Raw genomic sequence first — 23,477 nt, 5'->3', positions numbered from 1 at the left:
TGCACCTAAATCGCTACACTGTTAAGCGAAGGTTAATAATAAATACTAAGGGGCAGTTGAGTAAATGAGTACTGAAAATAATAAACTGGTTGTTTTAGGTGCCGGCTGGCTTGGAAATGCACTTTGCGTTGAGGCAAATAAATTAGCATGGCAAGTACAGGGAACACATCGCGGTGGCGAGCACGAATATGACTTTCAGCGCCAGTTTATACTTGAAGGTGATGTGCTCAAGCATGAGCTGTCGCTTGAAAATGCTTGGTGGGTCTGCGCTATTCCACCGCGTAGTCGTAGCTCAGAAAGTAACTATTTAGCGACTTTGCAAGCAGGGCTTGAACTTGCTAAGCAACTAAATTGTAAAGGCTTTATTTTATGTTCTTCGACAGGAGTTTATCCATCTAACAATGGTCAATATGACGAAACTACAGAAATTATTTGCCAATCAGCACGTCAACAGCAGCTATATGATGCTGAACAGTTAGTGCTAAATGCTGGTGGTAAAGTATTGCGCTTGGCTGGTCTTGTAGGGCCTGGGCGCGATCCGGGTAGGTTTGTTGCCGGTAAAGAACTGACTAGCTCAAGTCAGCAAGTGGTAAACATGGTTCAGCAGCAAGATGTGATAGCGGCGATTTTTTCAGTACTTGAAAATTGGTCAAACGCGAGCAGTATTTATAATGTGGTTAATCCGGCACATCCTACAAAAGCAGATTACTACCAACAAAAATGTGCTGAGCAGGGCAACCAGCCACCGACTTTTACTAGTCATGATAAAGGCGAGCGCCTTATTGATGGCTCAGCGATTGAGTCACTGAATTTTCGTTATCAAATGTCCATTTAGTTATTTTTTAAAAGTAAGGTGGCCGCCTAATCGGTATTTACTGCCTGGTGATACTAAACGGGCAAAGCTCACAATACCTTGTGATGACCAAGTTCGGCGGATCACTTGTAAGCATGGCTCTTCGTTATAAAGGTTCAGCCATTCGCACATTTCTTGGTTGGGCATAATCGCTTCGACTGTATGGCGTGCCTCTGTGAGCGGGGCGTTTTGCGATAAGTATTCATGAGGCGTTAGGCTATGGAAATCCTGCTGTAAGTAATCTTTAGCAAGAGCGGGGTTCACAAAGCGTTCTTCAACTTGCAGAGGTTGCTCGTTTTCATTGTGTACAATCACACTTCTGTAAACATGGCTGTCGACCTCGACACCCAAAGCAATCGCAATTGGTGCTATAGCGCTTATAGACTCCATTACTAAAATGGTACAACTATAGTGGTTACTTCGCGCTTTTACCTCATCGGCAATATTTTTAATTTCTAATAAAGATGATTGTGACTTAAAGCTAGCCACAAAAGTACCTAGGCCTTGGCTACGGGTTAATATACCTGCATCGGTTAATTCACTGAGTGCTCGTCTTGCAGTCATACGACTAACTTTAAACTGGTTGCTAAGCTCATTTTCAGAGGGCACTCGGTGATTTTCTTGCCAAGCTCCAGAACGAATATTTTCCAGAATGAACTCTTTTATTTGCGCAAATTTAGGAACACTCATTATGCGTGTATATGTGGTGAGTAAACAGTATGTTTGAAGGTGACATAATTATCTTGTATATACAAGGTGAGTTGATAAACTTTAAGCAAATTTAAACTTAGTCTCGTAATGGGCCTATCGCAAGTATCAATGTAGGTGAAAAATGCACACAACCAATAATGATCAAGCTTTCTGGGATTTAGTGATCACAGATGCCAACATCGCCACAATGGACCCAGCCATCGAAGCACCTTATGGTGCTATTGAAAATGCAGCTATTGCTGTTAAAGATGGCAAAATTGCTTGGTTAGGTGAGCAAGCCGATTTACCAGAGTTTGATGCGCTAGCTACGCCAACATTGTCAGCAAAAGGGCAATGGTTAACTCCCGGGTTAATTGATTGCCACACTCACTTAGTGTTCGCTGGTAGCCGTGCAGAAGAATTTGAACAGCGTTTACAAGGTGTAAGCTATGAGCAAATAGCTGCAAACGGTGGCGGTATTGCAAGTACCGTACGTGCAACGCGAGAAGCCGATCACGAAGCTTTATTTGTCAGTGCAAAAGAGCGCTTAAATGCATTATATGCAGAAGGTGTGACGACGGTAGAGATTAAATCTGGCTACGGTCTTGATTGTGAAAACGAAATTAAACTTCTCGAAGTGGCGCGTTTACTCGGTGAAAATCACCCAGTTGATGTTAAAACCACGTTTTTAGGTGCGCATGCATTACCGCCTGAATATAAAGGCCGTAGCGATGAGTACATTGATCTGGTTTGCGGTGAAATGCTTGACCGTGTTGTTGAAGCTGATTTAGCTGATGCCGTTGATGCTTTTTGTGAAAACGTAGGCTTTAGCAACGAGCAAACACGCCGTGTGTTTGAAGCGGCTAAAAAGCATAACTTACCGGTTAAGTTGCACGCTGAGCAGTTATCTAATCAACATGGTGCAGAGCTTGTTGCTGAATTTAATGGCTTATCTGCGGATCATATTGAACACTTAGATGAAGCTGGTATTCAGGCAATGGCCAAAGCGGGTACTGCAGCAGTTTTATTACCAGGTGCATTTTACTTCTTACGTGAAACAAAGTATCCGCCAATTGAACTACTGCAGCAGTACCAAGTTCCAATTGCTATTTCAACTGACTTCAACCCGGGTACTTCGCCTTTATGTTCATTGCATTTGATGATGAACATGGCATGCACTATTTTTCGGATGACACCAGAGCAAGCATTAGCTGGGGTAACTCGAAACGCTGCAGGTGCTTTAGGACTTGATGATCGTGGTGTGTTAAAGGTAGGCGCACGTGCTGATATTGCCCATTGGCAAATAACCCACCCAGCACAATTAAGTTACCAATTTGGCGTAAATAAACTGTTAAATCTGTGGATTTTGGGTAGACTTAATTAGATAAGTCTTTTTTACGTAGTATTTTTACATGTCTTTGATTGCCAGCTTAGCAAGTAGTAGCGTGAGCCTTGCAAATTTAAGTAGCGATGTTGTGCCAGTGTTTTTAGCTGGTTGCGTTCTTATGGCAATGATTTGTGCCTTATGTGTTACTCAAAATTCTATTTTAAGGCTGAGCTTAGTCGTCAATGGCGTGCTTGGATTAGCAATTCTTAGTCTTGGCATGCCTTGGTTAGTGTTATTGTTAAGTGCAAGTGTTTGTTTTCATTTGTGGCAGGCATTTCGCACAACTAATTGGCTAGCAATCATTATTTCAGTTGTTGCTGCGATTGTATTAACAGTACTTTATTCAGCTCATTTATTGTTACATACTGCTCTTTACTGGCTTGTTTTTTCTGTCGTTATTTTGTGTATATCAGGCTTTTTTAACTATGAAGAACCTGAAGAAGAGCAGGTGGTCGTTGAGCCACTTCACACTGACGAGTTAGATGCGACACCTCTTACAGGCTTACCCGATCGCAACGCCCTAAAAAATAGCTTTATTGCTTGGACCGAGGAGCATGATGCTAACTGCGCGTTAGTGATGCTTCGCCTTGAAGGTTTTAACGATGTAAACCAACACATAGGTCGAGACTTTGGTGATTTGTTATTAGCGCAATCAGCAACCCGAATTAAACAGCAGCTCAATGTTGATAATGTTCTTAATATAGTGGGTAATTCTGGCAAAGCCGAAAAGTTGGCGCATTTAGGGGGCTTGAACTTTGCGTTTATTTGCTCATTAGAGGAACAAAAGCACCTTCATGAGCAACTAATTAGTCAAATTCGCCATGTTACTTTAAAGCCATTTAATGTTGCCAATTGCACCATTGAAGTTAAAGTTCGTGCTAGTTATGTAGTTTGTGATGAGCCTGAATACAGCTTTGAAAACTTCATTTCGTTTGCCAATCTAGCGCTTGATTCAAATCCAGACAAAGCGATTGTGCCTTATCATCCGCAAATGATGATTGAGCAATTGGAGCAGCAAGCACGACTACGTGAGTTAGCACACCTTGATTTTGCAAGTGAACTAGAGTTGTATTTTCAGCCAGTTATTCGTAATAGCGATGAGCAAATCGAATTTTTAGAATTGCTGTTACGTTGGCAGCATCCTAAGCAAGGGATTCTTTCTGCGAATAAATTTATAGATGATATACGTGTTGCAGGCCTAAGCTATCCTGTGGCTGCTTTTGTTATTGAGCGTGCAGCAGAACTTGCTATGGCACTACGAATGGAAGGTATTGAATTACCTCTTAGTATAAATGTGTTTGGCCCTGAGATGCTGCACGAAGAATTTATTGAGTTTGTTGACCGTATCATGGCTGAGCATCGACTAGAGCCGGGTGATTTAATTATCGAGTGCCCGCTCGATTTATTTATGAGTTTAGATGACCAAGGTAAAGCGATGGTTGCAAGGCTCAATAGTATTGGTATCAAATTATGTATAGATGGTTTTGGTGACACACCTATTTGGCTAGCTAAGCTTCCGAATCTTAATGTTGAGTATATTAAAGTGGCGGCTTCACTTACCGCTGATTTTGCTCATCAAAGTCAAATTCGAAGCCTCGTTTCGGGCATGGTCGATATGCACAATCAAAATAATGCAAAAGTGATTTGTGAAGGAGTTGAAACTCTAGAGCAACTTAAGTTTGTAAAGTCGCTTAAAACCTATGCTGCACAGGGCTATTATTTTAATTACCCATTGAGTAGTGTTGGTATGATGTCATGGCTTAAACAATGGCGTTTGGAGCACCAGTAAGCATAAAGCTGTGCTCTCCCTCTGGTAGGCTTCACGATACAACACCGCTTTTATAACCCTAGTTTCTGTAACCTTGTCACGTGGCTACGGTAAAGTTCAACTGGATCAACTTCACGAAAACTATGCAAACCAATAAATTGGTTAATCTCATCGAGATGATTCATTTTGTAATCATCTTTGATCACATGCCCTAAATGGCTACTACAGCGTGAAATGAGACCGTCACTGTGACCTAAGATAAATAATGAGCCAAAAAACATGGATAAGTCACTTAAATCTAAGATATTAGTGAGTGTTTCTGTTCCGCTCCAAGAAAAGTAGTATACGCCATTGCTTGCAAGCATATTACCTTGTTCGCACTCGTTTTTGGGCAAGCCTTCGGGGTACTTTTGATTAAATGTTGCTGCTCCTTGTGTGCTTAAACTATTTATTGCACCGAGTGTATTTTGCGGTAATTGACTATTGCCTGATAATAACGAAATAACACCACCGAATGCATCGAATACTAATCGAGTTGTATATTCTGCTTGAGAGCCGGGTGTTAGCTCCTTATTAATAAGATCAATAATGCCACTGCCATAATTTGCACCGCCTACACTGGTAACTGAGGCAATTAGATCAGGCCTGATAGATGCAACATAGCGTGCAGTTTGCGCACCTTGACTGTGACCAATCAAGTTTACTTTTTTAGCACTAGTCAGAGCTAAGATTGATTCTATTTGAGTGAGTAATTGCTCGCCTCGGACTTCTGAACTATTGATAGCAGAAACGGCAGGTGTGAAGACTAAAGTACCATCTTTTTCCAGAATTGTAGCGATATTGTAGAAGTAATCGATTCCGAGCAGGTTATCGAATCCCATTAGCCCATGAACTAAAACAACTGGATATTGGGTAGTTGTTTTTTTGGCATTGCACCAAGGGCTCAACAAAAAAAGTAAGGTAACAAATAAAATTAACGGGATTTTTTTCATACCTTTTACTCTTCTACTTCAATATTTATCACCAACAAGCCTTAAAAAAGCCTGATTTTAGTGCGCTTTTAATTCACCTTACCTTAAATTTGGGTTCTCTGTAATGTTAAATTAAAGTAAGCAGGAAAAGATGGTTTTAGTGTTTCGTTATATGTTTATCAATTTGTGTTTTTTCTGCGGTTAAGCAATTTATTTTTAATCTGGTATTTGATAAAGTCCGCGCCGTCCTCATCCTGTAGGACATCCTGTTGATGATGCATCTGAAAGGATGCAACGTATTGATAGCTTCTCCCCAGTTTGCTATAACGACTCACTCCTTGTTGAGTGAGTCGCTTTTTCTTTTCTCATCATACAATTCATTGCACAAATACACGCAAGTGATACCATCAAAGTGATTCTTATTTACTTTCGAAGGAATGCGTTATGTTTAAATCTTTGGCAATAGCTGCCTTTTCATTATCGAGTATTTTAGTTGCCCCTTTAGCCAGCGCAAATTGGCAAGTTAATAATGAGCAAAGTAACGTAAGCTTTGTATCTATTAAAAAGAACTCTATTGCAGAAGCACATCATTTCAAAAACGTGTCGGGTACACTTAACGAACAAGGTCAATTTAAGTTGATGATAGACCTAACATCGGTTGAAACTCTGATCCCTATCCGCAATGAGCGCATGACTAAGTTGTTATTTGAAACAGCTAAATTCCCTAATGCAGTGTTAACTGCTGACTTAAGCAAAGCGCTGTTAACGCTAAAACCAGGTCAACATGTGCTGAAAGGGTTAAAAGCTGAATTAGACTTTCATGGCAACAAGAAAGAGCTAACGATTGATGTTCTAGCTAATATGTCAGCAAAGGGCGATATTAGCGTGTCATCTTTTACGCCAGTTATTATTAATGCGAGTGATTTCAAAGTAACAGAAGGCATTAGTGAACTACAAAAGCTTGCGGGCTTACCATCAATTGCAACGGCGGTTCCTGTAACATTTTCTTTGACGCTAGATAAAGAAAAATAATGCAATCACTTGCTGACTTAGAAGCCGCTCTTCAGACGCCCGATAAACCTTTTGATCAATGGCAGCCACAAAACTGTGGGCAAGTGCCAATAACGATTGATGCGCAAGGGCGGTGGTTTTATGGCGGCAGTGAAATAAAACGCGAGGCAATGGTTAAACTCTTTGCCTCTGTGCTTTGCAAAGAGGCAGATAGTTATTTTTTAAAAACACCCGTCGAGAAAATGGCCATCACTGTCATTGATGTGCCTTTTATTATTGTTGATTGGCGTTTTGAAGAGACAGAGCAAGGCCTTGCTCTATGTTGTGTCGATAATTTACAGCGCGCTTGGTTGGTATCAGCAAAGCAACCACTATTACTGAGAGAATTTGAAGGTGTCAGTGTGCCTTATCTTCAATTAGCACATGGCTTGGCTGCGAGGGTATCGAGAAATGTTTATTATCAGTGGGCTGAAATAGCCTGCTCAGATGAGCAGGGCTATTATATAGAATCATTAGCCAAGCGTTATTACTTGGCCTAAGCACTTAGTCTTCTGGTTGTTCGTCAGACTCAGGTGCTTGCGCTTCAATAGGGCCTAAAAACCACTCATCGAGCTTTTTAGCAACTTCAGGTAAGCCGGTGCCTTTTAGTGAAGAAAAGGCGTGAACTGTAATATCACCATCTAAACTACTTAACTCACGACGAACTTGTAAAACTTGAGCTTTACGCGCGCCTTGTTTTAGCTTGTCAGCTTTAGTTAATAGTGCCAGTACTGGAATATCGCTGCCCACCGCCCAGTCGATTAAGTCACGGTCTAAATCTTTTAACGGGTGGCGAATATCCATCAAAACAACGATACCTTTTAAGCTTTGACGTTTTTGTAAATATTCACCTAGCGACTTTTGCCATTTCTTTTTCATTTCGATAGGCACTTTCGCAAAACCATAGCCCGGCAAGTCAATAAGGCGCTTATCGGCATCAAGTTCAAAGGTATTGATCAGCTGAGTACGACCAGGTGTTTTAGAAGTACGCGCTAACTTTTGATCAGTTAACGTGTTTAAAGCACTTGATTTACCCGCATTAGAGCGACCAGCAAACGCGACTTCAATCCCCGTATCAGCAGGTAAGCGTGAGATATCAGGTGCGCTGGTAACAAAGGACGCAGTATTGTATTTGATACGAGATTTGAGCACAGGCTCTCCTAGTCTTTTATAAAAAATAACAAACAGTGGCTAATTTCCACTTAAGGCACGTATTTTATACTATTAAAGCAGCATTCAAAAGCGTATTTAAGCGTGCTAAATTGGCTTTAAATTAGGAAAATTACTAGGTGTAAACTTAATCTAAGTCAAATCCCTATAAATTATGAGCTTAATGTGGGCAGAAAACGTGCCAGAGAATTTATTATCGTGTAGAATATAGAAATCACAACATCCATATTGTAGATGATACAGGGTCGGAAACAGAGAATTCACCATGAAAAAAATAGCACTATCTTTAACTATATTGCTTGGTACGTTGTCAGCAAGCAACGCAACAGCATTTGATGGCGATGTAAACGCAGGTAAAGAGAAATCGGCAACGTGTGCGGCTTGTCACGGCCCAGACGGTAATGCACCGGTTAATATCTACCCTAAAATTGCAGGCCAACACGCAGATTATATCTATAAACAATTACAAGAGTTTAAATTAGGTATGACATCTGGCGGCAAAGAAGGTCGTATGGATCCAGTAATGAGTGGTATGGCTATGCCGCTTAGCGATCAAGACATGAAAGACCTAGCAGCTTACTTCTCTTCTTTAAATATGTCTGAAGGTGCAACACCTAAAGATGTAGTAGAAGTAGGTCAGCAGCTTTATAAAGCCGGTGATGCAGAGCGTGGTATTCCAGCATGTGCTGCGTGTCACGGTCCTCGTGGTAACGGTACATCACTAGCTAAATTCCCGAAAATTTCGTTCCAACATCCAGAATACATCAAGTCACAACTTGAAAAATTCCGTGATGGTACGCGTAATAACGACTTAAACGGTATGATGCAAGACATCGCTAAAAAGCTAACAGACAAAGACATCGAAGTACTTTCAAAATACTTAGGTGGCTTACACTAAAGTCTGATTGCGGAAAGAAATGCTCCGCAGTAGTATGTAAAGAGTTTGAAAAAGCAGCGCAAGCTGCTTTTTTTGTACCTAACGTATGTCGAAATTTCCCACTCCCTTGTGAGACATTGACCATATCTAGCTGTAAGCCAAGTCTTATTTTTATTTCACTATTTTTGCTAAGTCTTTGTTATTAATTAAAATGACAATGTTGCAATAAGTCATCTGTAAGAAAAATTATATAAATTAGTTGTAACAATTTTATTAATAAGTAAATTAACCACTGTCGCTGAGACAGCAAAAACAACATGGACAATGTAATAAGGAAAGTAACTGCGGCAAATCTTTAGGGGTTGACACTAGTTAGGTGTCCTAAAGGAAATAACAAAAAAGCGTCAGGATTGACCGAGAATAATAAAAGCTCATGGAAGTTTAATAATAAAAACAAAATGGAATGCTACACGGAAGGTTAAAACAATAACAAAATGGATAAACAATAATAATAAAAATAATAAAGACTAAAAAGTCGAAGGGAGAAGTGTCCAGATAATTGGCGCTCAGATTAGTAGGCGGTAGAGATGTTTTCTCTACCGCCTTTTTATTTGTCCTGTTACAATAGCCACCGTTTGTACTAAAAGTATGAAAAGTGCGCAGTTCGTCAAGTTGACCAACCACATCCGCACATCGAATTCTTCTGGTTATGCCAGCATTACAATGCCACAAAGGCGTTGTGCACAACCTCTTAAGTGAGATGATCAAGATATGAGTAGAAAGAAAAAGTCGCGTAAAATTCCATCGAATGGTCCTGTACGTCTGAGCAAAGAAAAGCTTAGAGAGATGCGCGCGTTAAAAGAGCAGCGAGTTAAAAAGACCAAAGGTGCTAAACCTGGGTCTCGAAATGCACCTGATGCACAAAATGCAGAAAACACTGCTGCAAACAATCAACCGAAAGATAAGCGTGTTGGTAGTAAAAAGCCGGTTTCTTTAGTTGCGCCTAAGGCTGAGCCGAAAGTTGAAATGAAACGCAACTTAAAACCTATGGTTGAGCTTAAGAAAGTGACTGAGCCTGAACTAACACCAGAGCAAGAGTTAGAAGCGCTAGAGAATGACGAGCGTCTACTTAAGCTGGTTGAGCGTCATGAGCGCGGTGAGTTATTAACAGGTAAAGACGCTAAGTACTTCAATAGCCGTATTGCTCGCCACCAAGCACTTTGCGAGTTATTAGGCATTGAAGATGAAGACGAGTACGAAGATGACTTTGAAGATGATTCATACGATGAAGGTGAATCTGACTTCGATAAGTACTTATCTGATGATTTAGCCAACGAATGGTTTGATGACGAAGATGAGGATGAGCGATGAGCACAACCTTGATTATTGCCATCTTAATTGGTGCGGCAATTATCGCAGGGCTTGCGTTTTATGCAGGACAACTTCTGTATAAACTAAAAGAGCAAAATAAGCTTATCGCCAAGAAGCAAGCTGAGCATGAGCAAAAACTTGCGGCATCAAAAGCAAAGCGTAATGCAAAGCTAGCCGATAGCATTCATTTAATTGCCCGTGCAATGAATGAAGAGCAATGTGAGTTCTCAGAAGGCTGCTTACGTATTTGGGTGCTGATCTCTCAATATAGCTTTGCTGAAGAGTTTGAGCTAAGTGAGCGCTACCCAGGCATATTTAAAATGTACGAAGTCGTAAAAGATATGCCAACGCACGATGCCCGTAAGAAATACTCTAAAAAAGAGATTTTTAAAATGGACACTGCTCGCTGGCGTGCTGAAGAGCAACATAGCGATGAAATCAAAGCGGATTGCGCACGTATAATTGAAGAGTTTAAAGCCGCTCCAGGCAGCGAAAACGTAGTATTTAATTAAGTTGACGTACCGTTGAATTAAACAAAATAAAAAGCAGAGCCCAGGCTCTGCTTTTTGTTGGGCTAGATAACTCGTGAGAAACGAGTTTGCTTGATTTGTTGTTGTAGGTGCGCATCAAAGCACATACAAATAATACGAATAAACAAATTACCGCGCGCTGTTACTGTGATCTTATCTTGGCTAACAGACACCAAGCCATCAGCTAGTAATGGGTCGAGCGCCTGTAACGCCTCGCAGAAGTAGCTGGCAAAGTTGATATTAAACTGTTTTTCGATTGCTGGAATATCCAGCTCAAACTGGCAGATCAATTGTTTGATAACCGCTGCACGTAACGTATCGTCATCAGTTAAAGCAACACCTTTACAGATTGCACTACCAAAGCCTTCTTGCACGGCTTTGTAATAGTGCTTTAACTCTTTTTCGTTTTGTAAAATGGCATTGCCTATTTGCGAAATAGATGACACACCCAAACCTAATAAGTCACATTGGCCATGCGTTGTGTAACCTTGGAAATTACGGTGTAATTGACCCGCGTTTTGTGCAATTGCCAATTCATTGTCTTTACGGGCAAAGTGGTCCATACCAATAAACTGATAACCCGCCGCTAACATCTGCTCAAGGGTATTTTTGAACATAGTGAGCTTGTCGCCAGCAGATGGTAAGTCAGCGTCTTTAATTTTACGCTGAGCAGCGAATCTATCTGGTAAGTGGGCATAGTTAAATACCGACACGCGATCAGGGTTTAACTCTATCAGCTGCGCAATCGTCTCTTTAAAACTCTCTGGTGTTTGCAGTGGCAAACCGTAAATCATATCTGCATTAATAGACTTAAAGCCAAGTTCACGAGCCTCACTTATTAAACCTTTTACAGATTGCACGCTTTGTGGGCGATTAACTGCCAGCTGCACATCATCATTGAAATCCTGAATACCAAACGAGACACGATTGAAGCCAAGTTTACGTAGGTGAACTAGCATGCCATCAGCTAAAGAACGAGGGTCAATCTCAATACCGCGTTCGGCATCATCAGAAAAATTAAAATGCTGCTCAACCAGCGCCATTAAGCGACTCATTTGCTCTGCCGATAAGAACGTTGGTGTACCACCCCCTAAATGCAGTTGCTCAACGTTATAATCGGCAAAAAGTGTTGCTTGCTCAGCAATTTCAAGCGCTAAGTTATCTAGGTATAAATCGGCTTTAGATTGATGACGAGTGATCACCTTATTACAACCACAGTAATAACAAAGCTGACTGCAAAAAGGGATATGGATATACAGCGATAAAGAACGGCTTTTCGACGCTGCAATCGCGTTAATCATATCTTGTTGCTTATAACCATCAGCTAAAGACAATGCCGTTGGGTAAGATGTATATCGAGGCCCAGAAATATTGTACTTGTTGATCAGAGATTGATCCCAGCTTGGTAAATTTATCACAGTCAGCACTCCGCAATTGATTGAGCGGCTATTTTAACGAGTTTAGCAAGTTAGCTATTTGATCTAGAACAATGTCGGAGAATAGAAACGAATCGGCAATGCTTTAAGGTCGTTGTAAAAACAAAGAGTTTACTATTTGAGCAGTTGATTTAGTGATTGTTAAAATAAAGGGTTTTGCTAGTGACAAGGTTGCAAAAACTTTTTATACTGCATCCCGCTTTAGTCAGTCAAACCTGTTAAACGCATCAAAAAATTTAGCTTTCGCTAATACAATGGCCCCTTAGCTCAGTTGGTTAGAGCACACGACTCATAATGAGCGGGTTTAAGTGGTAAGAGTAGAAAAGCAAGTCCAAGCTTTAAAAATGTGGCCCCATAGCTCAGTTGGTTAGAGCATCCGACTCATAATCGGCAGGTCCCCTGTTCAAGTCAGGGTGGGGCCACCATCTCCACTAAATACGTGGGCTAGATGGTGAATAACTTCTCACTATTTTCTGTTTTACCAGATAAGTCGCCAATCCCGACCAAGGTCAACTAGGACCACCTAGATTTTCCCTAAATTTCATTTTAAAAAGTAGCCACGTTTGATTGGGGATCGCCCCTAGTAACGAAATTCGTGTAATTTTTTGGTAACTATGAATTTGGTTGAAACCCTGATTTTAACAGGGCTTAATCTCTGACAGCTCTATCAAAACGCTCATATCCAATAACAACATGGTCAAGCACATCGATACTGAACATCTTTGCGGCTTGTTTAATTTGTTCGGTAAAATGAAAATCTTGCTGACTTGGTTTTGGATCACCTGATGGATGGTTATGAATTAGAATAATCGCTGGTGCGTTAATTAAAATGGCTGTTCTCAATACTTCAGCCGGACGAAGTGATATCTGATTTACCGTGCCAATCGCTATAACTTCATAATTGATGATTTGATGCTGGCTGTTCAAGTTTACCACGATAAAACGCTCTTTGGTTTCATGTTTCAAATGCTTAAACACTTGATAGACCTTCTTTGGACTATCAAGTGTTACATTCAAAATGTCATCATCTACTTCCCTAAAGGTATAGACACAGCTTATTTCACGTAATATAGCCACGCCTAGACCTTTGCTTTTCTTGGTCCAGTAACGGCTTTTAGCTGAGTATCTAACTCTCCTTTTTCAACAGCCTGAATTAAGGTGTCGATTGTTGTTAGTAAATTTTCTTGCTTACCCACTTCAATCGCAACTTTGCCTTTCTGTAATTCCAATGACTTGTTGCCATACTTTATTTCAAAGAACCAAATATCATTCACTTGATAGAACCACTGTCTTAGCTTCTTAGGTTGCTTTACTCGTTTCTTCTCTCCGGTAATACCATCGGTTATCCGAACCTCTTTATAAGCGGTATACACCTCATTTTCCAATAAGCAAGCAACCATAGCACATTGTTCGTTTAAACGAGCAATCAGTTTTTCGCGTTTAACTTGAATTGGCTGGATAGCAGGAATAATAGGACGGGTGGTACATATCAGTTTTGTTAGTGTTGATTGACTCATTACTTCACCTGTTGGTTAATTAAGACCCAATAACCATCCAGCGATTAACCTATTGTTGGCAACGGCAAATTTCGTTATTTAGATGACGCCTTTTTACTGTGCTCCCGTTGTCTATTGCGAGAAGGTGCAAGAAAGTTAATTAATACTAACAAGGAGGCACTATGCTAACGCAGAAACAAATCAACCAGATCGCTGAAATGATAAATGAATCAGATATCCATAACGATGATATTGGCGAACACATTGGTTTAATTTTAGAGAATGTTGCTGGTGTAGAGCTTTTAAACGACGAACAACTTAATACGCTTCACTCCAAAATTGAGCAAGCAGTAAAATCACTAAAATAACCATTTAAAGCCCACCAACTTAGCTTGAACCCGAATAATTCAGCGCTGAGTTTATTTCACCTGACAGGATATCCAGATCCGCTTACTTTTTTCTATGCATCAGGTAACGACTTTGCTCTCAGTTCATGTAAAATCCGCTTAAGGTTCCCTCGTTAGTGCTACTTATGAAAGCAGCTGGTTATTTAGCGTTATTAATAGAAAATAAAAAGTTAGATTCTTTTATTGCATCATCGAATTCGTCAGCAAAATCAATATTATCAGGAATAATTAAGTCGGCCCTTAATACACTAAAGTCGAAAGATTATTTGTGGGATGATGTATTTTTAGATAAAGACGTACTAGTGCATTTAATTAATATGGTAATTACGAGCGAGAAAACTGGTGATAATTCTTTTTTTGCGGCTATTGATGAAATAAAAACGCGCCTTCACCAAAATGACAATAATTGGCTTAAAAAAGATATAGCTGCAATTCTAGATGAAGGAACAGTTATTGCCGAGAACTTTGCTATGGGCGCATTTGTTCACTCAATTAACGGGTTGATGACAGATGACCCGTTTGAGTTATATAAAGCAACGCAATATGAAAGCTATATAGTATTTGCCGAAGTATCATTTGCATCTCTTTTACGCAGTGAGCAGGCTGAAGTGACGAGAGCACAGGGAAGACTCCGATCAAAACAAATTCGTACAACAAAATCTAATATTGAAAATGCTATTGATAAGATGGCACTGAAAATATGGAAAGAGTATCCAACAATAGGTGTATTGCCGTTAGCGATTGCGATTCACGGTCAACTGGAAGAAACTCTTAATCGTTTTCGTATTAACGGCTGTCGAGCCTTTTATGAGCATGGCTTATATGAAGAACAAGATGCCAGTGACGAGCTAATGGGTTACCAAATATTAAATAACAGGAAGCAAAATTTTCACTCGCTTCCTGAAGAAGCTCATAGGCTTTACGCTATTGAGCACCCTGAAGATAAAAAAAAGGTTTGTATTCCAGCTCAATTGAAAAAAGCTGACACCATCAGGCAGCAAATAAAAGTTTTAAAGCCACCTAAGACTACATGTAAAAAACCTATCGACAAAAAAGATATCGAGCAGAAACTAATAGACGCCTTTAAATGCAGTGACCAAGACTGCAATTGCGATAAAAATTAGTTGAAATTGGTATTTGGTTACCAGATACCAGCACCCCAATTCCCTTCAATTTATCATCATCTTCGAAGTTTGGGTGGTCACTCACCACCTTTTTAGTTTTAACTTACGGAGATACACAATGACTTTATTAAACGAACTTTTCTCACGTTGCACGAACGAAATTTCTGATTTTGCCGAGCAAGAGAGTTATCTCATCAAAGAACCTGTAGCTTACCTTGTAGGTGACAGGACCTTTGATCCTGAAGCTTGGCAAAGACGAACGGTAGCAGATGCAGATATTGCTAAATTGCCTGTTTTTCAGCAAATGAATGATGATGAGTTTATCATCTTGGAGCGACCAGACGTATGTAATGGTGAACATATCGAAGCTGTAATTTTTGATAATAACGGTATAGGTTGGATTTACTCTATTGATACATCATTACCTGAAGAAGGATTTATGTGCGCAGCTTACGCGCTACCAACAACGGATGGGCTTGCTGGATTTAGGCCAGACGAAGCTTTCTCAAGCCTCTTTGCTGCCAGAGATTTAATAAGTGCTTCCACAAAATTTGCAATTGAAGAACAGCAAGCTCTTTTAGAAGAATTAACGGCATTTCTTGATGGGGTGTGGGTGTTTATTAAGCGCATACTTCTGATCGATGTTGCTGATGACATTTTACAAGATGAAATGCTTCTGGTCACCGCTGAATTGGAAAGGTTGCACCCTAAAATGTGGTCTTCTCTTACTGCACACAAAACGTGTGACTTTGACCTATCAAAACTAAACGGATAGTCGTTTAACCCCTCTTAAGATTTTATTAACAAATTATTAGGGCGCATCATGCGTTATGGCTAGGTGCGCGCTTAAGGAAGTGATTTATGAAAAAACGTTATTTTTCATGCGCGGCTAAGAAGCAGGCATTAACAAGTGTTGAAGGTCATCATAACTCATCGAGTCTCAGCGTTGAGCGTTGTCCACCTATTGAAAAGCAGGTTAAGGCGGCAGCACTGCCTGCTAAAAAGCACTATAAGTATTGTACTCCGTACGATCTAACCGCTAGATTTATCGCAAAAGCCGTTCACTGGAATGTTAGTTCCGTAAACGACTCATCTATTGCTGATGTTTCTACCTTTAATGGCGCGATTCATGATGGCGCGGTTGTCATTGAGTTGATGCATCCCGATAGGTATGTCACTGATAATGCCTTACAAGATGTGTATTTTGTCAGGCTTTCTAATGCGGCACCAGAATACTGTGAAGTAACCTCATGGTGCGCTAACGGAGGTATCGAGCTCAATACTTTTACATTACCAACCACAAGTGGGTTTAGAAGTCATGTATCAACTGTCACATGTTTGAATTTACTACTCGCTTGTCAAATCGCAATAAAAGCATCGACTAAGTTGAGCCAGCAAGACAAACAACGAGTTTTGAAACAGATCAAACGAGATCATGGTTATGTGCTCAACTTTATCAAGCGTATACCGAAGTCACCCAACAAAAGCCAAAAAGCGTGGTTACAACGCCAAATCCCCAAAGTGACTGATGCACTGTTAGCTAACAGTCGTCATTACTGGTCGATTATTCAGCGCCATAGCATCACTGATTTTAAGTTTAAGCACCTAAGCGCGTAATAAGTTACAACTACCTAAAAACTAAAACAGGGTGCAGTGTGCACTTAGACCAGACTCACCCTTAAGGAATTGAAATGAAAAAAGAACTCGTTATCCCTGAGCCTTGGAAACACCATGCCATACAAGCGTGTATATCATCGATAGATATGCACTTTTATGTTGATGTGTTAACTCTCACGCAAGCAGAAGATGGAGCTATTGAGATTAACATTGTTCTGTTACCGAATAATCGCCTTGGCTTTGCAATTAAGCAAGGTGAAAACTGGCATCGTTATGAAAATCTTGATGCACTAGCGGAGAGCGGTTGTGGCATTGAAATTATTCAGCATGTGTATTTTGGCCTTTTTAAATTATGGCAATGCTTAACACCATCAAAAGCAAGAAAAATGATACTTCGCAATAAACTGTATCAAGAAACTATCGGCGATGCGGCAAAAGATAAAACGTCGTCAATTTATTTTGACAGACTCGCTTATGTTACAGGTCACCTATACCGTTTTATTAAAAGCTTATTACAAAAGAAGTCACCCAATTGGTCAGTGATAGCTGCACCTATAATTTATGACTACACCCCGCCTACTCACCAGAAAACGCTTAATGATGCTGAGGCTTAATATGAAATATTTAGAGAATTACGTTTGGCAAAAGCAGTCACTATCCATTGCATATATCTTTGGTGATATTGGTGTCAGTGATGATGTTTGTGTAGACGCAATAGCACTTAAGGGCGGTGATTTCGGTGAAATTGCGATTATCAATAGAAAGCAGCGAGAGCTATTGGTGGCATATAAAAAAGTTAGTTACCAAACAATGCAAGTAGAGGATTGTGATCCTGCACGGTCAGAACCAATTAATATCAAAATACCTGACACTAAAGGACAAGCATCGATTAGCAATCTAGAAGATTGTTACTGGCTCTACCGTGATGTCCCGTTCACTCATGCAGTATTAACCGGTGTATTTCGATTAGCACAAACCTTAGGTGTATTAAAAGGTCACGCTTTAATCGAAAAAGCAACACGCATTAATAAGTTAATAGAACAGTACATTGGGCAAGAACCTTGTACCGACTACCACCAAACGCTGTTTAATGAGCTAACTTATCTTGCTCGTATCATTCGTCATTAACTTCAAACGATAAGCACGCTGATATCGTCAGCATGCTTTTAAGGAATCATTATGAATAAAGTTACAGCTGCACTGTATTTTGCAGGCATGGGTATTCATGTTTTTCGGGTAAAAGAAAACGGTAAGACACCGTTAAACACTGGCTGGCAAAAAGAAGCAACAACAGACATTAATACACTTAAAAGCTGGTTTAACAGTGGCAAATACAATCTTGGCCTTGCTACAGGTGAAATATCAAAATTTAACGCCATTGACGTTGACGTTAAAAACGGTGTTGATGGTCGAAAGTCACTAAAGGAGCGGTATGGACAGATTGTCAGTCAATCCCCAATTTTACAGTTTAAAACGCCAACGGGCGGTTACCATATTCCTGTTAAGTGGACACCTGAAACTGACGTGTCTATTGGCTCAAGAGTTTGTGGTTTGGATGGCGTTGATGTTCGTGGTAACGGCGGATATATCGTGGCTGCACCTTCTACGCGTGTTATCAATGGCAAACTTGTCGAATACGAAATTAATGATCCGAATTTACCAATGGCCGAACCTATGGGCTGGATGAAGGATCTACTGCTGAGCCATAAAAACAAACAGTTGGATAAGTTTAATCCAATACAAGTGATGCGGGGCTTGTCTCAGGGAGAACGCAATGAAACCCTATTTCGTTATGCCTGCCACTTACGTGCATTTGATATTGACCAAGTATTACTTATTGAGTTCGTTCTAGAAGCAGCCAGAAGGTGTACTCCACCGTTTCCTGATGATGAAGCTATGCAAGTGATCAAGAGCGCCTATAGCTATCCTACACAAGCAAAAAAAACTAATAAACCACTTACTTTATCGGAGGTATTATCATGAGCGAGACTATACAGCCGCGCGATACATTATCACTGGCAATATCAGGTCAGTTGGACGCCATTGAAAAACTAGATTTTAATCAAGTAAGGGAGCTTTGCTATTTAGACCCCGATTTTGATTATACCGACTCTGGTAATGCAAAACTTCAAGTTGAGTTAGTAGAGAATAAAGTCGTTTGGGTAGATGAGCTTGGCAATTTTGCTTTTCATGAAGGGCGTTGGCAACAAGACGTTAATGGAGCGACAATTCGATTGGCGGACTTGTTGTTGCAACGAAGAAAGCAAGAATTATCTGTCTATCGAAAATTAGAAAAAAAGCTTCAAAGTTTTGGTGATGAATTCAATACTAAGCCTGTTATCAGGATGGTTGAAGCTCGTATTAAAGAGTTAGTACAGCACTGTAAAAAGGTACAAAGCAAAACTGCTATATTTGCCATACGTGAGCTATTTAAAGCGCAAAAAGGAATTACAGTGCCACTAGCAACCTTTGATAGTAAAGCGCATTACATTGGCGTAAAAAACGGAATTGTAGATTTGAGAAATGGTAATTTTATTACTAATAAACCAGAATATCTGATGATGAAATCGATGGCTGTTTCATTTGATAAAGATGCTACTTGTCCGCGCTTTGAAAAGTTTGTCAGTGAAATTATGTTGGGCAATAAAGAAATGGTAGCATTCATCCAGCGGCTTGTTGGGCAAATGATATTGGGCATTTCCAATAAAGATAAGTTCGTTATATTAATTGGCTCAGGGCTTAACGGTAAAAGCGTTTTAATTGATTTATTGGTACAAATACTTGCCGATTACGCTGAGCAAACTGAATCCGATATCTTTACCGATAGGCGTAATAACAAGGAGTACTTTAAAGCGGAGCTTGTTGCAAAACGTTTAGTATCTATGAATGAATCAAGCCGTGGTGACAAACTTGACAGTGCTATGATTAAGTCGTGTGTACGCAGTGGTAAAGTGGTTGCTCGCTCTCCGCACGGTAAACCCTTTACTTATCAACCAATGTTTACACCAGTATTATCAACAAATTTCCTATTGGATATACCTCAAGATCCAGCGGTATGGGAGCGATTATTAATAGTACCATTTGATTATGTCGTGACTGATAACAAACGGGATCCAAAGCTCAAAGAAACACTGTTTAAAGAAGAAGGTGCTGGCATCTTAAATTGGATGGTAAAAGGTGCTCAAATGTTTCTAAACGAAGGGCTCAATGTACCTGAAGAACTTTTAGCGAAACAAGATGGTTATCGACGTAAATCTGATAAAGTTGCACAGTTTTTAACCGACAGTTGTACTGAAAATGTATCAATTAAAGACGCCCTATATTTACAAGCAAGCTATAATCAACTGCGTGATGGTTTTTTTATCTGGTGTAAGCAGAATAATTACCCACAACCAACTAGTGGTGAATTTAAAGAAGAACTCCGTAAAAAAGGTTACAAAATCGGTAAAGATAATAAAGGTAGTTTAGTAGTAAATGGCGTATCAATAAGCGATTTTACAACGTATATCTCACTTAAATTACACGACCCGAACATAGAATCAGTAATAGGGCTTTGATTCTAAAAGCTAGCAGATGATACAGACCAAGTTTCAGGTGACAATATTGTAAAAACTATAAGCTGAATTAGTTTTTATATATTTTTACTTAAAAAGTGGTCTGTTTGGTCTGTATATCACTTAACTTGCTTACTTTTTATTTTTTGGTAATACGTTGAAGCCCCAGCTGGAGTTAAACCACAAGTGTTAATAAATTCAGCAATAATATCTTTACGTCTGACACCTTCCTGATTTCTCATTTTCAAATAAACGCGTGTGGCTTTATCCATCTTGGTTTCCGTTGATTCACTCTTGATTATATCCACAATAGTTCTCCATAAATCTTATTTTAGTATCTACGTTTAACTGGGTATCCAGCAACAGTTGAAAAACAACTAACCCTTGTTGATGATTAATTAACTAAATTACGAGATGTTTATGATGATTGAAAAACAAATACGATTACCTAGTGGACAACTGATTGGACGAATTACTGATGTTGGTAATCGTATTGAAGCAAGAAGAACAGACGGTGTATTACTTGGCTGGTATTGTAAAGCTTCGGACAATACCCGTCTGGCAAACGGACATTTATATTGCTGGGGTAATGGGGTTCAAATGTTACTTTGAACCCTTCTTATTTTTATCAACTTTCACTTTTGAATTACTGTTCAAATGTGTTTGTATTGGTGACTGATTAGCGGCTCTAACACGATATTCCAAGTAAATAACATGTTCTCCTGATTTCTGATCAAACACTTGTTTAACACGCTTCAGCTTTGAATTACCGCCAGATTCGAAACCGAACAGTTTATCAAGTATATACAGCGCCTTATTCCACCAGTCAGCTGATGATTCATGTAAAACATCATTAAGAAACATGGTTATCTCCATTTGGTTGTAATCGTTCCAAAATATCACGTGCTTTAGCTGTAATATCTTTTCGTTCAAGGTGTGCATAAATTTGAGTGGTTTTTATGTCTGTGTGACCAAGCACTTCTTTTACTTCATAAAGGTTTAAACCAGCTTGTACTAATCGACTTGCACAGGTATGACGTAAATCGTGAATTTTGAAGTTCTCAATACCAGCTCGTTTTATAGCCGCTCTAATCCCCTTGGCTTGATAACCTCTTGGCTGTCCTGTTGAGTTCGTAAAAACAAATTCTTCAGATAACCGATTTTGAAATCGACGCTTAAAAATCTCTTTAACACGGTTTGTCATGTAGATAATTGATTCGTTTCTAACCTTGGGTCGCCATAGGTTTAATGTACCTTCGTCAATATTTATTGAATCCCATTTAATAGCTGCAATTTCTGAGTATCGCGCTCCAGTATCTAGAAGGCAGACAACCAAATCGTAATTATCTTGATATCGACGGTTTTCTTCCGCTGTTCTGTACTCATAATCAGGGCGAAACGGGCGTTTGCGCTTGGGGTCTAATTCGGTAAGCAATCTTGCTTCTTCTTCGTGGGATAAGTAACGTAAACGATGCTTAGGTAACTTAATTTTAGGGAACGAAACTTCTTTCACACTGTAACCATGCTCTTTAGCCCAATTTACAGCACTTCTAATCGCTTGAAAGTTGTGTTTAATTGTTTGCGGTGCTATACCTTCTTTTTCACGAGACACCTTAAATTTAGTTAAATCCGAGTCACGAATCTGGTCTACGTAAACATCGACATTAACTCGCTCTGTTACTGTTTTGACATTGGTAAATGCATAATTTTGGCTTCCAGTACCTTGCTTTTCGTTAAGGTAACCATTCAACGCATCACGCAATGTAATTCTTGGTCGTTCACCTAATTCATCAATCTTATGGAGTTCATCTCGCCATTCTCGCTCCATACGCTCAGCTGTACGTTTATTGGTCGTCTTTGAGCTTTTACAGTAAGTTTTTCCGTTGAAATTAAACTGGATGTAATAATTACCAACACCGTTTCTTTTAAATACACTCATAATCATAAATCCTATCAAATTGACTCTTACCGAGTCGTTTAGCTTCATAGTTATTTATGCTTGAGTTCAACGGCCTTACCAGATCTCGGCGAAACTTTTATCAGTGTTCAGTGCCAAGTTAAGTTATTAATTGTTATTGAGAATTTCAACTGCTTGATTTGCTATAGCTTGTTGCTCTAAATGAGAATAACGCTGTGACATAGAAATATTTGAGTGACCTAGAAGTTTAGATACTGCGAATAAGCTCATACCACTTTTTACTAGTTTAGAAGCTGTTGAATGACGAATGGAGTGAGTGCAAAACCCTTCCAAACCAAGCTCTTTATATACGTTTTGAATAGATTTAGGTGTAGTTCTGCGCAAGCCACCTTTTTTTGATGGGAATACGAATTTTTTTTGGGAACTTGATTCATATCGGCGTTTTAAAATATTTAATGAGCGTTCTGTAAGTTTAAGGACAGATGCCGTATTTGTCTTAGTTCGCCACAAATGAAGTTCAGCTGCTTCTAAATCAACAGATTCCCAATGTAATTGTTGGATTTCATTTAATCTAGCCGCAGTGTCCAGCAATAAAACAACCAGATCATAATCATCTGGATTTTTGTTCAGTTTCAATCGTTCGAGTAGCTGAACTTCTTCCTGATTAGACAAGGTTCTAGTTCTTTGATTATTAACACGTAGCTTAGGTATTACGAGATTTTCTGGTTGCAAGTAACCGGCTAATTTTGACCAATTAACAACCCCTTTTAAAGTGGTAAGCATTAACCTGATAGTGCCTTCTGTAACCCCATCTTTGCGTCTAAGCGATACTAACCTCGTTAAGTGCCCACCATTTAAGCCATGTAAATCCGCTTGGAGTGAATACACACGGGATAGTTGAGCATTCAGCGTTCTAATTTGTGAATCAAGGTTTTGTTTATTGACCGAGCCACTCTTGCTAGTTGCATATTCCAGTATTGCTTCAGCTAAAGTGATAATCGGTCTATCACCTAATACGTGCTGCCTATACAGCGTTTCTCGTAGTTGACTCTCAAAGCGCAATGCTAGTGACTTTTTAGTAGTTTTAGTACTGCGAATTACCGTCTTGCCTTTTATATTGATTTCACAGTAGTAGAACTTAGAGTTTTTTCGCTTGTAGACTGACATTTGAAAGACCGTTAGCACCATTTAAGGTTACTATCCGGTCAAAAAATTGTAGAGACAAGGCTTAAATACCGATCAAAAATCAACAAAGGCG

General features: G+C 39.7%; 27 protein-coding genes and 1 tRNA gene. 18 read left to right on the top strand and 10 right to left on the bottom strand.

Annotated features, from left to right (window positions below; genetic code table 11):
- Positions 1-64 precede the first annotated feature (64 nt).
- On the top strand, positions 65-835 hold the full coding sequence (locus AOG27_RS09925) for an NADP-binding protein (protein WP_054552863.1): 771 nt from the start codon (positions 65-67) through the stop codon (positions 833-835).
- On the opposite strand, the gene hutC is transcribed toward AOG27_RS09925, so the two are convergent.
- A complete protein-coding gene (gene hutC / locus AOG27_RS09920) occupies positions 836-1,543 on the bottom strand; it encodes a histidine utilization repressor (protein ID WP_054552862.1) in 708 nt (235 codons plus the stop codon).
- Between the two features lie 142 nt (positions 1,544-1,685).
- On the opposite strand from hutC, the gene hutI reads away from it, so the two are divergent.
- Both hutI and AOG27_RS09910 read left to right on the top strand, forming a co-directional pair.
- Positions 1,686-2,927 (top strand): imidazolonepropionase, encoded by a 1,242-nt coding sequence (gene hutI, locus AOG27_RS09915; protein WP_054552861.1) that lies wholly within the window; start codon positions 1,686-1,688, stop codon positions 2,925-2,927.
- Between the two features lie 121 nt (positions 2,928-3,048).
- Positions 3,049-4,719, top strand: coding sequence for a GGDEF domain-containing phosphodiesterase (locus AOG27_RS09910; protein WP_171043809.1), 1,671 nt, complete (start codon positions 3,049-3,051; stop codon positions 4,717-4,719).
- Positions 4,720-4,769: 50 nt separating this feature from the next.
- Here the strand turns inward: AOG27_RS09910 and AOG27_RS09905 are convergent, their stop codons facing one another.
- Positions 4,770-5,690 carry an esterase/lipase family protein gene (locus AOG27_RS09905; protein ID WP_054552859.1) on the bottom strand — a complete coding sequence of 307 codons (921 nt, stop codon included), beginning with the start codon at positions 5,688-5,690 and terminating at the stop codon, positions 4,770-4,772.
- A 423-nt stretch (positions 5,691-6,113) separates the two neighbouring features.
- On the opposite strand from AOG27_RS09905, the gene AOG27_RS09900 reads away from it, so the two are divergent.
- Both AOG27_RS09900 and AOG27_RS09895 read left to right on the top strand, forming a co-directional pair.
- Complete coding sequence (locus tag AOG27_RS09900; RefSeq protein WP_054552858.1) at positions 6,114-6,701, top strand: YceI family protein; 588 nt, start codon at positions 6,114-6,116, stop codon at positions 6,699-6,701.
- Complete coding sequence (locus AOG27_RS09895; RefSeq protein WP_054552857.1) at positions 6,701-7,219, top strand: DUF1285 domain-containing protein; 519 nt, start codon at positions 6,701-6,703, stop codon at positions 7,217-7,219. The genes AOG27_RS09900 and AOG27_RS09895 overlap by 1 nt, the downstream gene beginning before the upstream one ends.
- Before the next feature lie 4 nt (positions 7,220-7,223).
- On the opposite strand, the gene yihA is transcribed toward AOG27_RS09895, so the two are convergent.
- A complete protein-coding gene (yihA, locus tag AOG27_RS09890) occupies positions 7,224-7,871 on the bottom strand; it encodes a ribosome biogenesis GTP-binding protein YihA/YsxC (RefSeq protein WP_054552856.1) in 648 nt (215 codons plus the stop codon).
- 283 nt (positions 7,872-8,154) lie between these two features.
- Here yihA and AOG27_RS09885 point away from each other — a divergent pair, with 283 nt between their 5' ends.
- The 3 genes from AOG27_RS09885 (at position 8,155) to AOG27_RS09875 (ending at position 10,649) form a co-directional block, all read left to right on the top strand.
- Positions 8,155-8,787 (top strand): c-type cytochrome, encoded by a 633-nt coding sequence (locus AOG27_RS09885; protein WP_054552855.1) that lies wholly within the window; start codon positions 8,155-8,157, stop codon positions 8,785-8,787.
- Between the two features lie 750 nt (positions 8,788-9,537).
- Positions 9,538-10,137, top strand: a complete 600-nt coding sequence (gene yihI, locus AOG27_RS09880; RefSeq protein WP_054552854.1) for a Der GTPase-activating protein YihI — start codon at positions 9,538-9,540, stop codon at positions 10,135-10,137.
- Positions 10,134-10,649, top strand: a complete 516-nt coding sequence (locus AOG27_RS09875; protein WP_054552853.1) for a DUF2489 domain-containing protein — start codon at positions 10,134-10,136, stop codon at positions 10,647-10,649. The genes yihI and AOG27_RS09875 overlap by 4 nt, the downstream gene beginning before the upstream one ends.
- 62 nt (positions 10,650-10,711) lie before the next feature.
- On the opposite strand, the gene hemN is transcribed toward AOG27_RS09875, so the two are convergent.
- Positions 10,712-12,085, bottom strand: coding sequence for an oxygen-independent coproporphyrinogen III oxidase (gene hemN / locus AOG27_RS09870; protein ID WP_054552852.1), 1,374 nt, complete (start codon positions 12,083-12,085; stop codon positions 10,712-10,714).
- Positions 12,086-12,451: 366 nt separating this feature from the next.
- On the opposite strand from hemN, the gene AOG27_RS09865 reads away from it, so the two are divergent.
- Positions 12,452-12,528: transfer RNA gene (locus tag AOG27_RS09865), tRNA-Ile, on the top strand.
- A gap of 223 nt (positions 12,529-12,751) precedes the next feature.
- On the opposite strand, the gene AOG27_RS09860 is transcribed toward AOG27_RS09865, so the two are convergent.
- The gene (locus tag AOG27_RS09860) at positions 12,752-13,180 is read right to left on the bottom strand and encodes a JAB domain-containing protein (protein WP_054552851.1); all 429 of its coding nucleotides are present in this window, start codon (positions 13,178-13,180) and stop codon (positions 12,752-12,754) included.
- Positions 13,181-13,182: 2 nt separating this feature from the next.
- Positions 13,183-13,620 (bottom strand): DUF6641 family protein, encoded by a 438-nt coding sequence (locus AOG27_RS09855; protein WP_054552850.1) that lies wholly within the window; start codon positions 13,618-13,620, stop codon positions 13,183-13,185.
- A 161-nt stretch (positions 13,621-13,781) separates the two neighbouring features.
- On the opposite strand from AOG27_RS09855, the gene AOG27_RS09850 reads away from it, so the two are divergent.
- The 8 genes from AOG27_RS09850 to AOG27_RS09815 all read left to right on the top strand — a co-directional run bounded on the left by AOG27_RS09850 (position 13,782) and on the right by AOG27_RS09815 (position 20,304).
- Positions 13,782-13,967: a hypothetical protein gene (locus AOG27_RS09850; RefSeq protein ID WP_054552849.1), complete on the top strand. Its 186-nt coding sequence runs from the start codon at positions 13,782-13,784 to the stop codon at positions 13,965-13,967.
- A gap of 164 nt (positions 13,968-14,131) precedes the next feature.
- Entirely contained in the window at positions 14,132-15,130 is a 999-nt protein-coding gene (locus AOG27_RS09845; protein ID WP_054552848.1) for a hypothetical protein, read from the top strand.
- Between the two features lie 118 nt (positions 15,131-15,248).
- Positions 15,249-15,905, top strand: coding sequence for a hypothetical protein (locus AOG27_RS09840; RefSeq protein ID WP_054552847.1), 657 nt, complete (start codon positions 15,249-15,251; stop codon positions 15,903-15,905).
- Between the two features lie 86 nt (positions 15,906-15,991).
- The gene (locus AOG27_RS09835) at positions 15,992-16,747 is read left to right on the top strand and encodes a hypothetical protein (protein WP_054552846.1); all 756 of its coding nucleotides are present in this window, start codon (positions 15,992-15,994) and stop codon (positions 16,745-16,747) included.
- A gap of 74 nt (positions 16,748-16,821) precedes the next feature.
- On the top strand, positions 16,822-17,361 hold the full coding sequence (locus AOG27_RS09830; protein ID WP_054552845.1) for a hypothetical protein: 540 nt from the start codon (positions 16,822-16,824) through the stop codon (positions 17,359-17,361).
- Position 17,362: 1 nt separating this feature from the next.
- Positions 17,363-17,875, top strand: a complete 513-nt coding sequence (locus tag AOG27_RS09825; RefSeq protein ID WP_054552844.1) for a hypothetical protein — start codon at positions 17,363-17,365, stop codon at positions 17,873-17,875.
- Positions 17,876-17,926: 51 nt separating this feature from the next.
- On the top strand, positions 17,927-18,730 hold the full coding sequence (locus AOG27_RS09820) for a bifunctional DNA primase/polymerase (RefSeq protein WP_054552843.1): 804 nt from the start codon (positions 17,927-17,929) through the stop codon (positions 18,728-18,730).
- Positions 18,727-20,304 carry a DNA primase family protein gene (locus AOG27_RS09815; protein ID WP_054552842.1) on the top strand — a complete coding sequence of 526 codons (1,578 nt, stop codon included), beginning with the start codon at positions 18,727-18,729 and terminating at the stop codon, positions 20,302-20,304. The genes AOG27_RS09820 and AOG27_RS09815 overlap by 4 nt, the downstream gene beginning before the upstream one ends.
- 116 nt (positions 20,305-20,420) lie before the next feature.
- On the opposite strand, the gene AOG27_RS21580 is transcribed toward AOG27_RS09815, so the two are convergent.
- The gene (locus tag AOG27_RS21580; protein WP_178387095.1) at positions 20,421-20,573 is read right to left on the bottom strand and encodes a hypothetical protein; all 153 of its coding nucleotides are present in this window, start codon (positions 20,571-20,573) and stop codon (positions 20,421-20,423) included.
- Between the two features lie 148 nt (positions 20,574-20,721).
- Here AOG27_RS21580 and AOG27_RS09805 point away from each other — a divergent pair, with 148 nt between their 5' ends.
- Positions 20,722-20,913, top strand: coding sequence for a hypothetical protein (locus AOG27_RS09805; protein ID WP_075594324.1), 192 nt, complete (start codon positions 20,722-20,724; stop codon positions 20,911-20,913).
- Here AOG27_RS09805 and AOG27_RS09800 read toward each other — a convergent pair.
- From AOG27_RS09800 to AOG27_RS09790, 3 genes are all read right to left on the bottom strand, one after another.
- Positions 20,905-21,165 carry a hypothetical protein gene (locus AOG27_RS09800; protein WP_054552839.1) on the bottom strand — a complete coding sequence of 87 codons (261 nt, stop codon included), beginning with the start codon at positions 21,163-21,165 and terminating at the stop codon, positions 20,905-20,907. The genes AOG27_RS09805 and AOG27_RS09800 overlap by 9 nt on opposite strands.
- Positions 21,155-22,240 carry a tyrosine-type recombinase/integrase gene (locus tag AOG27_RS09795; RefSeq protein WP_054552838.1) on the bottom strand — a complete coding sequence of 362 codons (1,086 nt, stop codon included), beginning with the start codon at positions 22,238-22,240 and terminating at the stop codon, positions 21,155-21,157. The genes AOG27_RS09800 and AOG27_RS09795 overlap by 11 nt, the downstream gene beginning before the upstream one ends.
- 126 nt (positions 22,241-22,366) lie before the next feature.
- Complete coding sequence (locus AOG27_RS09790; protein WP_161804349.1) at positions 22,367-23,386, bottom strand: site-specific integrase; 1,020 nt, start codon at positions 23,384-23,386, stop codon at positions 22,367-22,369.
- Positions 23,387-23,477: the final 91 nt, after the last annotated feature.

It is taken from the genome of Pseudoalteromonas lipolytica (assembly GCF_001306915.1).
In the GTDB taxonomy this organism is placed as follows: Bacteria; Pseudomonadota; Gammaproteobacteria; order Enterobacterales; family Alteromonadaceae; genus Pseudoalteromonas; species Pseudoalteromonas simplex.
The sequence above is the reverse complement of the archived record's forward strand: the minus strand, read 5'-3'. Positions and strand labels throughout refer to the sequence as shown.

Excerpts from the sequence above, each read along its gene's own strand:
- AOG27_RS09925 (WP_054552863.1), top strand. The coding sequence starts at position 65 with ATGAGTACTGAAAATAATAAACTGGTTGTTTTAGGTGCCGGCTGGCTT.
- hutC (WP_054552862.1), bottom strand. The coding sequence starts at position 1,543 with ATGAGTGTTCCTAAATTTGCGCAAATAAAAGAGTTCATTCTGGAAAAT.
- hutI (WP_054552861.1), top strand. The coding sequence starts at position 1,686 with ATGCACACAACCAATAATGATCAAGCTTTCTGGGATTTAGTGATCACA.
- AOG27_RS09910 (WP_171043809.1), top strand. The coding sequence starts at position 3,049 with ATGGCAATGATTTGTGCCTTATGTGTTACTCAAAATTCTATTTTAAGG.
- AOG27_RS09905 (WP_054552859.1), bottom strand. The coding sequence starts at position 5,690 with ATGAAAAAAATCCCGTTAATTTTATTTGTTACCTTACTTTTTTTGTTG.
- AOG27_RS09900 (WP_054552858.1), top strand. The coding sequence starts at position 6,114 with ATGTTTAAATCTTTGGCAATAGCTGCCTTTTCATTATCGAGTATTTTA.
- AOG27_RS09895 (WP_054552857.1), top strand. The coding sequence starts at position 6,701 with ATGCAATCACTTGCTGACTTAGAAGCCGCTCTTCAGACGCCCGATAAA.
- AOG27_RS09885 (WP_054552855.1), top strand. The coding sequence starts at position 8,155 with ATGAAAAAAATAGCACTATCTTTAACTATATTGCTTGGTACGTTGTCA.
- yihI (WP_054552854.1), top strand. The coding sequence starts at position 9,538 with ATGAGTAGAAAGAAAAAGTCGCGTAAAATTCCATCGAATGGTCCTGTA.
- AOG27_RS09875 (WP_054552853.1), top strand. The coding sequence starts at position 10,134 with ATGAGCACAACCTTGATTATTGCCATCTTAATTGGTGCGGCAATTATC.
- AOG27_RS09855 (WP_054552850.1), bottom strand. The coding sequence starts at position 13,620 with ATGAGTCAATCAACACTAACAAAACTGATATGTACCACCCGTCCTATT.
- AOG27_RS09850 (WP_054552849.1), top strand. The coding sequence starts at position 13,782 with ATGCTAACGCAGAAACAAATCAACCAGATCGCTGAAATGATAAATGAA.
- AOG27_RS09845 (WP_054552848.1), top strand. The coding sequence starts at position 14,132 with ATGAAAGCAGCTGGTTATTTAGCGTTATTAATAGAAAATAAAAAGTTA.
- AOG27_RS09840 (WP_054552847.1), top strand. The coding sequence starts at position 15,249 with ATGACTTTATTAAACGAACTTTTCTCACGTTGCACGAACGAAATTTCT.
- AOG27_RS09835 (WP_054552846.1), top strand. The coding sequence starts at position 15,992 with ATGAAAAAACGTTATTTTTCATGCGCGGCTAAGAAGCAGGCATTAACA.
- AOG27_RS09830 (WP_054552845.1), top strand. The coding sequence starts at position 16,822 with ATGAAAAAAGAACTCGTTATCCCTGAGCCTTGGAAACACCATGCCATA.
- AOG27_RS09825 (WP_054552844.1), top strand. The coding sequence starts at position 17,363 with ATGAAATATTTAGAGAATTACGTTTGGCAAAAGCAGTCACTATCCATT.
- AOG27_RS09820 (WP_054552843.1), top strand. The coding sequence starts at position 17,927 with ATGAATAAAGTTACAGCTGCACTGTATTTTGCAGGCATGGGTATTCAT.
- AOG27_RS09815 (WP_054552842.1), top strand. The coding sequence starts at position 18,727 with ATGAGCGAGACTATACAGCCGCGCGATACATTATCACTGGCAATATCA.
- AOG27_RS21580 (WP_178387095.1), bottom strand. The coding sequence starts at position 20,573 with ATGGATAAAGCCACACGCGTTTATTTGAAAATGAGAAATCAGGAAGGT.
- AOG27_RS09805 (WP_075594324.1), top strand. The coding sequence starts at position 20,722 with ATGATGATTGAAAAACAAATACGATTACCTAGTGGACAACTGATTGGA.
- AOG27_RS09800 (WP_054552839.1), bottom strand. The coding sequence starts at position 21,165 with ATGTTTCTTAATGATGTTTTACATGAATCATCAGCTGACTGGTGGAAT.
- AOG27_RS09795 (WP_054552838.1), bottom strand. The coding sequence starts at position 22,240 with ATGAGTGTATTTAAAAGAAACGGTGTTGGTAATTATTACATCCAGTTT.
- AOG27_RS09790 (WP_161804349.1), bottom strand. The coding sequence starts at position 23,386 with ATGTCAGTCTACAAGCGAAAAAACTCTAAGTTCTACTACTGTGAAATC.